We start from the raw sequence: 12276 nt of genomic DNA on the forward strand, positions 1-12276 counted from the left end.
GCGTTTTTTAAAAGAAATGGCGCTGGCAGCATGCTGCGCTAAGCCAAAATAGAAATCCGCAAAAGTTTAATCGTTTTTAGTTATTTATTATTTAATAATCGATTTATAAAAATAAAAAAACGGCCCCAGATGGCCGTTTTATCGCGTGCGGCAATTAGCCTTTAATCAGCGCATGCACTTCCTGCACGGAAATCACTTTTTCCGTCGGGTCGGCGTTCAGCGACATCGCCGTGGCGAAGCCGCCGTTCAGCGTGGTATCGTAGTGCACCTTGTACTGCAGCGCGCTGCGGCGGATAACGCGCGAATCCTCAATCGCCTGACGACCGGCGGTGGTGTTGACTATGTAGGTGTATTCGCCATTCTTCAGGCGATCCTGAATGTGCGGACGACCTTCATGCACCTTGTTCACCAGACGCGGATTAATGCCCGCTTCGCCCAGCACCACGGCGGTGCCGTGGGTGGCGTCCAGCTCAAAGCCGAACTTCAGCAGCTTGGCCGCCAGATCCACAATGCGCTTCTTGTCGCCTTCGCGCACCGAGAGCAGCACGCGTCCGCTTTTCTTCATGTTGCTCTGCGCGCCCAGCATCGCCTTGGAGAACGCCTCAGCAAAGGTGCGGCCAACGCCCATCACCTCACCGGTAGAGCGCATTTCCGGGCCGAGAATCGGATCCACGCCCTGGAATTTGTTGAACGGCAGCACCACCTCTTTCACCGAGTAATAGGGCGGAATCACCTCTTCGGTGACGCCCTGCTCGGCCAGCGTTTTGCCCGCCATCACGCGCGCCGCCACTTTCGCCAGCGGCACCCCGGTGGCTTTAGAGACGAACGGCACGGTACGCGCGGCACGCGGGTTGACCTCAATCAGGTAAACCTCGTTATCCTTCACCGCGAACTGCACGTTCATCAGGCCGCGCACGTTAAGCTCGAAGGCCAGCTTCTCAACCTGCTGACGCATCACGTTCTGAATTGCTTCGCTCAGCGTGTAGGCCGGCAGCGAACAGGCGGAGTCGCCTGAGTGCACGCCTGCCTGCTCGATATGCTCCATGATGCCGCCGATCAGCACGCGCTCGCCGTCGCAAATCGCGTCAACGTCCACTTCCACCGCGTCATCGAGGAAGCGGTCCAGCAGCACCGGCGCGTCATTGGAGACGGAAACCGCGGTCTGGAAGTAACGCTTCAGGTCGATTTCGTCATAGACGATCTCCATCGCGCGGCCACCCAGCACGTAGGAAGGACGCACCACCAGCGGATAGCCGATGGCGACCGCCTTCTCTACCGCCTGCTCCAGCGTGGTCACGGTGGCATTGGCGGGCTGCTTCAGGTTCAGGCGATCCACCGCCTGCTGGAAGCGCTCGCGGTCTTCCGCGCGGTCGATAGCGTCCGGGCTGGTGCCGATAACCGGCACGCCGGCCGCCTCCAGCGCGCGCGCCAGTTTCAGCGGTGTCTGACCGCCATACTGCACAATCACGCCCTTCGGCTGCTCGATGCGCACGATCTCCAGCACGTCTTCCAGCGTTACCGGCTCGAAGTAGAGACGGTCGGAGGTATCGTAATCGGTGGAGACGGTCTCCGGGTTGCAGTTCACCATAATGGTTTCGTAACCGTCTTCGCGCAGCGCCAGCGCGGCATGTACGCAGCAGTAGTCGAACTCGATACCCTGGCCGATACGGTTGGGACCGCCGCCCAGCACCATGATCTTGTCGCGATCCTGCTTCTGGTTCGATTCGCACTCCTCCTCATAGGTGGAGTACATATAGGCGGTATCGGTGGCGAACTCCGCGGCACAGGTGTCGACGCGCTTGTAGACCGGATGCAGGTCGTACTGCTGACGCAGCTTGCAGATCTCGTCTCCCGCGACGCCCGCCAGCGTCGCCAGACGCGCATCGGCGAAGCCTTTGCGCTTCAGGATACGCAGGAACGGCTGGCTCAGGCCGTTGACGCCTTCGCGCGCCACCTGCTCTTCCAGACGCACCAGCTCTTCGATCTGTACCAGGAACCAGCGGTCGATATTGGTGAGGTTGAACACGCTGTCGACCGACATGCCCGCGCGGAACGCGTCAGCGATGTACCAGATACGCTCGGCGCCGGCGTCTTTCAGCTCGCGGCGGATGCGGGTCAGCGCGTCGGCGTCGTCAAGATGCACTTTCGGATCGAGGCCGGTGGCGCCGACTTCCAGCCCGCGCAGCGCTTTCTGCATCGACTCCTGGAAGGTGCGGCCAATCGCCATCACTTCGCCCACCGATTTCATCTGCGTGGTCAGACGATCGTTGGCGCCGGCGAACTTCTCGAAGTTGAAGCGCGGGATCTTGGTAACGACGTAGTCGATAGAGGGTTCGAACGACGCCGGGGTCAGGCCGCCGGTGATGTCGTTCATCAGCTCGTCAAGGGTGAAGCCGACCGCCAGCTTGGCCGCCACTTTGGCGATCGGGAAGCCGGTGGCTTTAGAGGCGAGCGCCGAGGAGCGCGACACGCGCGGGTTCATCTCAATCACGATCAGGCGGCCATCTTTCGGGTTCACCGAGAACTGCACGTTAGAGCCGCCGGTTTCCACGCCGATTTCACGCAGTACCGCCAGCGAGGCGTTACGCATGATTTGATACTCTTTGTCGGTCAGGGTCTGCGCCGGCGCCACGGTGATGGAGTCGCCGGTGTGAATGCCCATGGCGTCGAAGTTTTCGATTGAGCAGACGATGATGCAGTTGTCGTTCTTGTCGCGCACCACCTCCATCTCATACTCTTTCCAGCCAATCAGCGACTCGTCGATCAGCAGCTCGTTGGTGGGCGAGAGATCGAGGCCGCGCTCGCAAATCTCTTCAAACTCTTCGCGGTTGTAGGCGATGCCGCCGCCGGTGCCGCCCATGGTGAACGAGGGGCGGATGATGCAGGGGAAGCCAACATCTTCAGCCACCGCCAGCGCTTCTTCCATGGTATGAGCGATGCCGGAACGTGCCGTATCCAGACCGATACTTTTCATCGCCACGTCGAAACGACGGCGATCCTCTGCTTTATCGATCGCATCAGCCGTGGCGCCAATCATAGTGACGCCGAACTCTTCCAGCACGCCCTGACGCTCCAGCTCCAGCGCGCAGTTCAGCGCCGTCTGGCCGCCCATGGTCGGCAGCATCGCGTCCGGGCGCTCTTTTTCGATGATTTTGCGCACCACTTCCCAGTGGATCGGCTCGATGTAGGTAGCGTCGGCCATTTCCGGGTCGGTCATAATGGTGGCCGGGTTCGAGTTCAGCAGAACAACGCGGTAACCCTCTTCGCGCAGCGCCTTACACGCCTGCGCGCCTGAGTAGTCGAACTCACAGGCCTGGCCGATAACGATCGGGCCTGCGCCAAGGATCAGGATGGATTTTATGTCGGTACGTTTTGGCATGTTAGGCTCCTGATTACTTAGCTTGCGAACGGTAGGCGTCGATTAATTCGATAAAGTGGTCGAACAGCGGCGCGGCATCGTGCGGGCCAGGGCTCGCTTCCGGATGTCCCTGGAAGCTGAAGGCTGGCTTGTCGGTGCGGTGAATCCCCTGCACCGTTTTGTCAAACAGTGACACGTGCGTCACGCGCAGGTTCGCAGGCAGATTCGCGTCGTCCACGGCGAAACCGTGGTTTTGCGCGGTGATCATCACGCGGTTGTTATCGAGATCCTGCACCGGGTGGTTGCCGCCGTGATGGCCCAGCTTCATTTTTATCGTTTTGGCACCGCTCGCCAGCGCCAGCAGCTGATGGCCGAGGCAGATGCCGAACACCGGAATATCGGTCTCGAGGAAAGTTTTAATCGCGCTGATGGCGTAGTCGCACGGCTCCGGGTCGCCCGGACCGTTGGAGAGGAAGATGCCGTCCGGATTAAGTTTCAGCACCTCGTCCGCAGGCGTCTGCGCCGGCACCACCGTCAGGCGGCAGCCGCAATCCACCAGCATGCGGAAAATGTTGTATTTCACGCCGTAGTCGTAAGCCACCACATGGTAGGGCAGCGCTTCGGCGCTCTGCTGCTCCGGCAGACCGTCGTTCAGCGTCCAGGAGACCTGCTGCCAGCTGTAGGTTTCGGTGGTGCTTACTTCTTTCGCCAGATCCATCCCTTTCAGGCCGGGGAACGCCTGCGCTCTCTGCAGCGCCAGTGCCGCATCCGGGTTATCGCCCGCGATGATGCAGCCATTCAGCGCCCCTTTCTCACGCAACAGACGCGTCAGCTTGCGCGTGTCGATATCGGCGATGCCCACTACGTTGTTGCGCTGCAGGTAGGCCGAAAGGCTCTCCTCGCTGCGAAAGTTGCTGGCAATCAGCGGCAGGTCGCGGATAACTAGGCCTTGTGCGTGAATTTGGTTGGATTCTGCGTCGGCGGCGTTGGCGCCAACATTGCCGATATGGGGATAAGTGAGGGTAACGATCTGGCGGGAATAGGAGGGATCAGTGAGGATTTCTTGATAACCGGTCATTGACGTATTGAAAACGACCTCCCCCACTGCCGATCCCGCTGCCCCGATGGCCCGACCGTGGAATTGGGTTCCGTCTTCCAGAACCAAGAGCGCTGCCTTAATCAAAACATCCCCCAAGGAATAAAAAGTCATAATATTTGCATATTAATTCAAGTTTTAGCCCTGGATCAAGGTAAAAATCGCCTGACTGGTCGATTTTTTGCAAATTGCGCGCAATCTAATGATCGCCCTGAGGCTTGTCTACCCTGGGAGGCTATTTTTTTGCTTATTTCGGAGTGCTGGAGGTTAAAAAGAGAGTTAAGCCGTGAAAAAGCGTAATTTAGTCGCGAATCAATCGGTTGCCTGCGCCAAAAAAGATAAAACCGACCCTCTGTGATCGTTTTTTGACCATTTGGTCAAAAATGGTCTTTCTACGCTCAAAAAAAAACAACAAAATACTAAATTAACCAATTTTTAGTCAAAAAATAAATCCCAACCCTTATCTGTAAACAAAATAAAGGGCGATAATCTTATCGCCCCATGCCAATCAATAACTTAATGATTGAAACAACCACGATGGTTCACAACACTCACAACATCGATAAATCCAGTACGTCTCGCATATCATAAAGGCCATATTTCTTATCTTTCAGCCACAAAGCAGACTTAACCGCGCCTTTTGCAAAGGTCATGCGGCTCAAGGCATTGTGGGTAATCTCTACGCGCTCGCCAATATCGGCAAACATCGCGGTATGCTCGCCGACGATATCCCCGGCGCGCACCGTGGCAAAACCGATGGTTTGCGGCTTGCGCTCGCCGGTATGGCCTTCGCGGGCGTAGACGGCGTGCTCGCTCAGCTGCCACGCCATCGCGTCGGCAATCGCTTCGCCCATCGCCAGCGCGGTGCCGGAAGGGGCATCCACTTTATGACGGTGGTGGGCCTCGATAATTTCAATGTCCGCATAGTCGCCCATCACCTTCGCCGCCTTCTCCAGCAGCTTCAGCACCAGGTTGACGCCGACGCTGAAGTTAGCGGCGAAGACGATGGAGATCTCCTCGGCCGCTGCCTTGATGGCCGCCTTGCCCGCCTCGTCAAAGCCGGTGGTGCCGATCACCATCGCTTTTTTATGTTCGCGGCACAGCGCCAGATAGTGCAGCGTGCCCTCTGGACGGGTGAAATCCACCAGCACGTCGAAGTCGTTAATGACGCTGCGTAAATCGTCGGTGATAAGGATGCCGATTTTACCCAGCCCGGCGAGTTCGCCGGCGTCACTGCCCACCAGCGACGCCCCTGGACGCGCCAGCGCCGCGACCAGCTCAACCCCTTCCGCCTGCTGCGTCGCGTCAATCAGATAGCGGCCCATACGGCCCGGCGCGCCTACGATGGCGATACGGTAATTACTCATATTTATTCATTCCTGATACAAAACTATGCATACAAAGCGATCTCAGGTTAACGGTCAGTTAACGGTCTCTCCACTCAAAATGCGGAATAATTAGAATTTCAGGGTAGCGCCTGCGGATTATCAGTAAAAGCAATTCCAGCAGTCGGAACAGCGCGCGTCGCCCATAAAAAGGCCGAACAAGTCGGCTTGATAAAGCGAGAGCGTCAGTCAGCAGCTTACTGCACATTGCGCACGTCGACGCGAAGCTCTTTAGGCACTTCAAACACGATGTTCTCTTCGCGCCCGATCAGTTCGATCGCCGCTTCGCCGCCCAGCTCGCGCAGACGCTGGATCACCTGCTGCACCAGAATATCGGGCGCGGATGCGCCCGCGGTGACGCCGATGCACTCGACGCCTTTCACCCACTCTTCCTGGATGTCGTCTGCAGAGTCGATCAGCTTCGCCAGCTTGCCGGCGCGCTGCGCCAGCTCCGCCAGCCGGTTGGAGTTAGAGGAGTTCTTCGAGCCGACCACCAGCACTACCTCTGCGTCACGCGCCAGCACACGCACCGCTTCCTGACGGTTGGTGGTGGCGTAGCAGATGTCATCCTTGCGCGGGCCGATAATCGCCGGGAAACGGGTGCGCAGCGCATCGATAACGTCCGAGGTATCGTCCACCGACAGCGTGGTCTGGGTCATAAAGCAGAGGTTGCTCTCGTCTTTGACCTGCAGTTTGAACACATCTTCCGGCGATTCAGCCAGATACATGCCGCCGTTGGGGTTGCTGTACTGCCCCATCGTGCCTTCCACTTCCGGATGGCCGGCGTGGCCGATAAGAATCACTTCCACGCCTTTGCGGCTGGCGCGCGCCACTTCCATATGCACTTTGGTCACCAGCGGGCAAGTGGCGTCGAACAGAATCGTCAGGTTGCGTGCTTTCGCCTCGGCGCGCACCGCCTGTGACACGCCGTGCGCGGAGAAAATCAGGATGGCGTCATCCGGCACTTCGCCAATCTCTTCGATAAAGATGGCTCCGCGCTCGCGCAGGCTGTTCACCACATAGCTATTATGCACAACTTCGTGACGGACGTAGATAGGCACGCCGTACATCTCCAGCGCGCGCTCCACGATGCTGATGGCGCGATCGACGCCGGCGCAGAAGCCGCGCGGGTTAGCCAGCAGGATTTGCATAGTTTGCCTCCAGTACTGGATTAACCTCCAGCACGTCAATGTCGAAATGAACCTGATGACCGGCCAGCGGATGGTTGAAATCCACCGTAATGGAGTCGCCGGAGATATCGCGGATCACGCCGGGCATTTCGCTGCCGCCCATGCCGGTAAACAGCATGATAGCACCGATCTCCGGCTCGCCCGCATCGATAAAGTCGCGGCGCGAGAAGTACTGGATCAGATCGGGGCTGACCGCGCCGAACGCTGCTTCCGGCGGCAGGGTAAAGGCGTGCTTGTCGCCCGCCTTTAGCCCCAGCAGCGCCTGCTCCAGCGCGTCGGAGAGGCTGCCGTCGCCCAGCCGGAACAGCGCCGGCTTGCCAGAGGCGGAGGTGGACTCCGCGACGGAGCCATCTTCGAGCTTCAGCGTAAAATGCACCAGCACCGCGCTGTCGCGCTCTACAGAGACTGTCATGTCTTACCCTTAGCCTGTTTGCCGGAGGGGCTGAAAAAAACCTCCAGCACCACTAACACGGCGCCGATACAGATGCCGCAGTCAGCGATATTAAAAGTGGCGAAATGCCAGTTACCAATATAGAAGTCGATAAAGTCGACAACAAAGCCGTGATAAGCGCGATCGAACAGGTTGCCTGCCGCACCGCTGATAATCAGCGCATAGGCGATGTTGACGAGCCTCTGGCTGGCGCGATTGCGATACATCATTACCAGCAGCGCCACCACGATAGCGATGGCAATGCCGGCGAAGAACCAGCGCTGCCAGCCGCCTTTGTCCGCCAGGAAGCTGAACGCCGCGCCGTAGTTGTGCGCGTAGAACAGGTTTAAGAACGGCATAAGCGACTGCGTTTCATGCAGCATCATGTTGTTCATCACCCACTTCTTGCTGGCGAAATCTACTAGGGTCACCGCCAGCACCAGCCATACCCAGCGCAAGCCGGTTGAGAGAATAGGTCTACGCATCAGGCAAATTTACGCTCTTCGCCGTTGCCGGCCAGGTTGGTGTAGCAACGTCCGCACACGGCGAGATGCTCCGCGTTCTGGCCGACGTCGGTGGTGTAGTGCCAGCAGCGCGGGCACTTCTCGCCTTCTGCCTTATGCAGCGCGATTTTCAGCCCCTTCGCCAGCGCGTAATCCGCCACCGTCGCGCCCGAAGTCAGCAGCACAAAGCGCAGCTCGTCACCCAGCGCCTGCAGCTTCGCCGCAAGCGAAGCGTCCGCATACAGGGTCACGGTCGCTTCCAGCGCGCTGCCGATGCGCTTGTCGCTGCGCGCCTGCTCGATCGCCTTGTTGACTTCGCCGCGCACCTTCAGCAGCTCCGCCCAGTAGGCGTCGTTCAGCGCTTCGTCCTGCGACAGGCCGAACAGCCCCTCATACCACTCTTCGGTGAAGACGTACTGCGCGCGTTTGCCCGGCAGATAGCCCCAGATTTCGTCGGCGGTAAAGGACATGATCGGCGCCATCCAGCGCACCAGCGCCTCGACGATATGCCACAGCGCGGTCTGGCAGCTGCGGCGCGCCAGGCTGTCGCGCTTCGCGGTGTACTGACGATCCTTGATGATATCCAGGTAGAAGGAGCCCATCTCCACCGAGCAGAACTGCATCAGGCGCTGGATAACTTCATGGAAGTCGTAGTTTTCGTAGGAGGCGACGATATCCGCCTGCACGGCCTGCGCGCGGCCCACCGCCCAGCGGTCCAGCACCACCATCTCTTCCGGCTTGACCATATCGGTTTCAGGATTAAAGCCGTTCAGGTTCGCCAGCAGGAAGCGCGCGGTGTTGCGGATTCGGCGATAGGCGTCAGCGGAACGCTTCAGGATCTCGTCGGAGACCGCCATCTCGCCGGAATAGTCGGTAGAGGCGACCCACAGACGCAGAATATCCGCGCCCAGCTTGTTCATCACGTCCTGCGGCGACACGGTGTTGCCGATCGACTTGGACATTTTGCGGCCCTGACCGTCCACGGTAAAGCCGTGGGTCAGCACCTGGCGGTACGGCGCTTTGCCCTTCATCGCCGTCGAGATCATCAGTGAGGACATAAACCAGCCGCGATGCTGGTCGGAGCCTTCCAGATACATATCAGCAGCGTGGCCGCCGAACTCTGGACTCGCGTCAACCACCGCATAGCTGGTGGAGCCGGAGTCGAACCAGACGTCCAGCGTGTCCGGCACTTTCACGTAGCTGTCGGCGTCGTCGCCCATCAGGTCGCGCGGATCGAGATCCCACCACGCTTGAATGCCGTCCTGCTCGACGCGCTGCGCCACTTTTTCCATCAGCGCCAGCGTGTCCGGGTGCAGCTGCTCGGTCTCTTTATGCACGAACAGCGCAATCGGCACGCCCCAGGTGCGCTGACGCGAGATGCACCAGTCGGGACGGTTTGCCACCATCGCTTCGATGCGCGCCTGGCCCCAGTCCGGAATCCACTGTACGCCTTTGATCTCCTTCAGCGACTGCGCGCGCAGCCCTTTCTGATCCATGCTGAAAAACCACTGCGGCGTGGCGCGGAAGATGATCGGCGTTTTGTGGCGCCAGCAGTGCGGGTAGCTGTGCAGCATTTTTTCCATGTGCAGCAGCGCGCCCTTCTCCTTCAGCAGCTCGACGATAACGTCGTTGGCTTTAAAGACGTTCAGGCCGTCCAGCGTCGGATAGGTGCCCGGCAGATAGGTGCCGTCCGGAGCGACCGGGTTGGCCACTTCGATGCCGTACTTCTGGCCGATCACGTAGTCGTCCGGACCGTGGCCCGGCGCGATGTGCACGGAGCCGGTACCGGCATCGAGCGTCACGTGCTCGCCCAGCACCACCGGCGACTGAATGTTGGTCAGGAACGGGTGCTGGAAGGTCAACAGCTCCAGCGCCGCACCTTTGCATTCGCCCAGTATGGTCCACTCGCTGACGCCGGCGCGCTTCATCACGCTCTCGACCAGATCTTTGGCGAGGATCATCGCGCGGCCGTCGATCTGCAGCAGCTGATAGTCGAACTCCGGATGCAGCGAGATGGCGCGGTTAGCGGGCATGGTCCACTGCGTGGTGGTCCAGATCACCAGCGAGATCGGGCCGTTGACCGGCGCGTCGCCAAATTTCGCGCGCACCGCATCGACGTCGACCGCATTGAACATAACGTCGATAGAGAGCGAGGTTTTGTCATAGTATTCGACTTCCGCTTCAGCCAGCGCCGAACGGCAGTCCAGGCACCAGTGCACCGGCTTCGCGCCCTTGTGCAGATGGCCGTTGCCGATGATTTTGCCCAGCGCGCGGATGACGTTGGCTTCGGTCTGGAAGTTCATCGTGAGATAGGGGCGTTCCCAGTCGCCCAGCACGCCGAGACGGATAAAGTCTGCCTTCTGGCTTTCTACCTGCTCGGCGGCGTATTTGCGGCACGCTTCGCGGAATTCGGCCGGCGTCGCTTTCTCGCCCGGCTTGCCGATCATCTGCTCGACCTTGTGCTCGATCGGCAGGCCGTGACAGTCCCAGCCCGGAACGTAAGGCGAATCGTAGCCCGCCATGCATTTCGACTTGACGGTAATGTCTTTCAGAATCTTGTTAACTGAGTGACCAATATGAATGCTGCCGTTCGCATAGGGAGGGCCGTCATGCAGGATAAAAATTTTTTTCCCTTTTTTGGCTTCGCGGATGATACCGTACAGGTTGTCATCATACCAGCGTTGCAGCATTCCCGGCTCGCGTTTGGCGAGATCGCCACGCATCGGGAACCCCGTTTCGGGCAAATTCAGGGTAGATTTATAGTCACTCATCAGATTCTCGTTTCCGTATTTCGCGGGGTTAAAGCCCAAAGAAGTGCCGGGCGGTTACCACATCTTTCGCAATTTGTTCTTTCAACGCCTCTAGTGAGGCAAAGCGCTGCTCGTTACGTATCTTGTGCTTCAGCACCACATCAATGTGTTTGCCATACAGATTGATATTGATGTCAAGCAGGTGAACTTCAAGCTGCTGGCGAAAACCTTTTACCGTCGGCCGCGTGCCGATATTGGCGACGCCCGGAACAGGCGCGCCCAGGCCAAGCACCTCGACCGCATAAACGCCTTTCACCGGTGAGACGATGCGGCGCAAGGGAAGATTCGCGGTGGGAAAACCGATGGTGCGTCCCAGCGCCTCGCCGTGTACGACGCGGCCGGAGATACTAAAGGGATGGCCCAGCAGCATATGCGCCAGCGCCAGATCGTCCTCGGCCAGCGCCTGACGCACGGCGGTGCTGCTGATGCGCTTGCCCCCGTCGCAGAAGGTTTCGGTGCTGACAACGTCAAAGCCATACTCGACACCGGCCCTCTGTAATAACAGGAAATCGCCCTGGCGGCCAGCGCCAAAGCGGAAATCGTCGCCGACCGCCAGATAGTTGACGCCCAGCTTGTCCACCAGCAGATCGGTGATGAAGCACTGCGCCGACAGCGCGGCAAAGCGCCGGTCGAAACGCACGCACAGAACCCGATCGACGCCAGCTTCCGCCAAGTATTTCAGCTTCTCACGCAGGCGCGTCAGGCGAGCGGGCGCTTTGTCGCCGGCAAACAGCTCCAGCGGCTGCGGCTCGAACAGCATCACCATGACCGGAAGCTGGCGTTTGCGTCCTTTCTCACACAGACGTGCCATCAGGGCCTGATGGCCGCGATGCACGCCGTCAAAATTGCCAATGGTCAGGACACAGCCGCGATGCTGCTGGGTGAGATTATGAATACCGCGAATAAACTTCATGGCTGACTCAAACCTGTGGAAATCGGCGGATTATACTCTTGAAACTGGCTAAGGTTAACCCGTTACCACACCTTTCCTGCGCAGAGCTCGCCATTTCCCGGGGCTTCGCGCCTGCTCCCTGCGCGTCAGAGAATTTTGTTGCGAAACGCTGTATTCAGGGAGGGGAAGCTGGTAGAATTTTACGCTATCAATTACGTAACCGGGCGTTGTTTGTAAAGCGGCGCTTATTTGCACAAATCCATTGGCAAAAGAAGGTACAAAAGGCATAGCCCTCGGCCTTTGATTTGTCCATATAGAACACATTTGGGAGTTGGACCTTGGCTAATATCAAATCAGCTAAGAAACGCGCCGTAACATCTGAAAAACGTCGCAAGCATAACGCGAGCCGTCGTTCTATGATGCGTACTTTCGTTAAGAAAGTATACGCGGCGATCGCAGCCGGTGACAAAGCTGCTGCGCAGAACGCATTTAACGAAATGCAACCGATCGTGGACCGTCAGGCTGCTAAAGGTCTGATCCACAAAAACAAAGCGGCACGTCATAAAGCTAACCTGACTGCTCAGATCAACAAAATGGCGTAAGCCTTTGTTC

At 58.6% G+C, this 12276-nt stretch carries 10 protein-coding genes; 2 read left to right on the forward strand and 8 right to left on the reverse strand.

The window, feature by feature from the left end:
- Positions 1-154: 154 nt before the first annotated feature.
- Together carB and carA are read right to left on the reverse strand one after the other, a co-directional pair.
- Positions 155-3379 (reverse strand): carbamoyl-phosphate synthase large subunit, encoded by a 3225-nt coding sequence (gene carB / locus EIO60_RS07660; protein ID WP_258576408.1) that lies wholly within the window; start codon positions 3377-3379, stop codon positions 155-157.
- A 13-nt stretch (positions 3380-3392) separates the two neighbouring features.
- Positions 3393-4541: a glutamine-hydrolyzing carbamoyl-phosphate synthase small subunit gene (gene carA / locus EIO60_RS07665; RefSeq protein ID WP_258576409.1), complete on the reverse strand. Its 1149-nt coding sequence runs from the start codon at positions 4539-4541 to the stop codon at positions 3393-3395.
- Here carA and EIO60_RS07670 point away from each other — a divergent pair.
- The gene (locus tag EIO60_RS07670; RefSeq protein ID WP_258576561.1) at positions 4494-4754 is read left to right on the forward strand and encodes a hypothetical protein; all 261 of its coding nucleotides are present in this window, start codon (positions 4494-4496) and stop codon (positions 4752-4754) included. The two genes, carA and EIO60_RS07670, sit on opposite strands and share 48 nt — an antisense overlap.
- 251 nt (positions 4755-5005) lie before the next feature.
- Here EIO60_RS07670 and dapB read toward each other — a convergent pair whose 3' ends face one another.
- From dapB to ribF, 6 genes are all read right to left on the reverse strand, one after another.
- Complete coding sequence (dapB, locus tag EIO60_RS07675; protein WP_258576410.1) at positions 5006-5821, reverse strand: 4-hydroxy-tetrahydrodipicolinate reductase; 816 nt, start codon at positions 5819-5821, stop codon at positions 5006-5008.
- A 215-nt stretch (positions 5822-6036) separates the two neighbouring features.
- Complete coding sequence (gene ispH / locus EIO60_RS07680; RefSeq protein ID WP_258576411.1) at positions 6037-6990, reverse strand: 4-hydroxy-3-methylbut-2-enyl diphosphate reductase; 954 nt, start codon at positions 6988-6990, stop codon at positions 6037-6039.
- On the reverse strand, positions 6971-7441 hold the full coding sequence (gene fkpB, locus EIO60_RS07685) for an FKBP-type peptidyl-prolyl cis-trans isomerase (RefSeq protein ID WP_258576412.1): 471 nt from the start codon (positions 7439-7441) through the stop codon (positions 6971-6973). Before fkpB ends, ispH begins: the two co-directional genes overlap by 20 nt.
- The gene (gene lspA, locus EIO60_RS07690; RefSeq protein ID WP_258576413.1) at positions 7438-7944 is read right to left on the reverse strand and encodes a signal peptidase II; all 507 of its coding nucleotides are present in this window, start codon (positions 7942-7944) and stop codon (positions 7438-7440) included. Before lspA ends, fkpB begins: the two co-directional genes overlap by 4 nt.
- Positions 7944-10733 carry an isoleucine--tRNA ligase gene (ileS, locus tag EIO60_RS07695; RefSeq protein ID WP_258576414.1) on the reverse strand — a complete coding sequence of 930 codons (2790 nt, stop codon included), beginning with the start codon at positions 10731-10733 and terminating at the stop codon, positions 7944-7946. The genes lspA and ileS overlap by 1 nt, the downstream gene beginning before the upstream one ends.
- 28 nt (positions 10734-10761) lie before the next feature.
- Positions 10762-11685 carry a bifunctional riboflavin kinase/FAD synthetase gene (gene ribF, locus EIO60_RS07700; RefSeq protein WP_258576415.1) on the reverse strand — a complete coding sequence of 308 codons (924 nt, stop codon included), beginning with the start codon at positions 11683-11685 and terminating at the stop codon, positions 10762-10764.
- Positions 11686-12002: 317 nt separating this feature from the next.
- Here ribF and rpsT point away from each other — a divergent pair, with 317 nt between their 5' ends.
- A complete protein-coding gene (gene rpsT, locus EIO60_RS07705; protein ID WP_033749434.1) occupies positions 12003-12266 on the forward strand; it encodes a 30S ribosomal protein S20 in 264 nt (87 codons plus the stop codon).
- The last annotated feature ends 10 nt before the right edge of the window (positions 12267-12276 follow it).

Origin of the sequence: Candidatus Pantoea persica, from assembly GCF_013753875.1 — a bacterium.
Lineage (GTDB): Bacteria > Pseudomonadota > Gammaproteobacteria > Enterobacterales > Enterobacteriaceae > Pantoea > Pantoea persica.

Bases quoted from the DNA above. Each gene is read 5' to 3' on its own strand.
- carB (WP_258576408.1), bottom strand. From the start codon at position 3,379: ATGCCAAAACGTACCGACATAAAATCCATCCTGATCCTTGGCGCAGGC.
- dapB (WP_258576410.1), bottom strand. From the start codon at position 5,821: ATGAGTAATTACCGTATCGCCATCGTAGGCGCGCCGGGCCGTATGGGC.
- ispH (WP_258576411.1), bottom strand. From the start codon at position 6,990: ATGCAAATCCTGCTGGCTAACCCGCGCGGCTTCTGCGCCGGCGTCGAT.
- fkpB (WP_258576412.1), bottom strand. From the start codon at position 7,441: ATGACAGTCTCTGTAGAGCGCGACAGCGCGGTGCTGGTGCATTTTACG.
- lspA (WP_258576413.1), bottom strand. From the start codon at position 7,944: ATGCGTAGACCTATTCTCTCAACCGGCTTGCGCTGGGTATGGCTGGTG.
- ileS (WP_258576414.1), bottom strand. From the start codon at position 10,733: ATGAGTGACTATAAATCTACCCTGAATTTGCCCGAAACGGGGTTCCCG.
- ribF (WP_258576415.1), bottom strand. From the start codon at position 11,685: ATGAAGTTTATTCGCGGTATTCATAATCTCACCCAGCAGCATCGCGGC.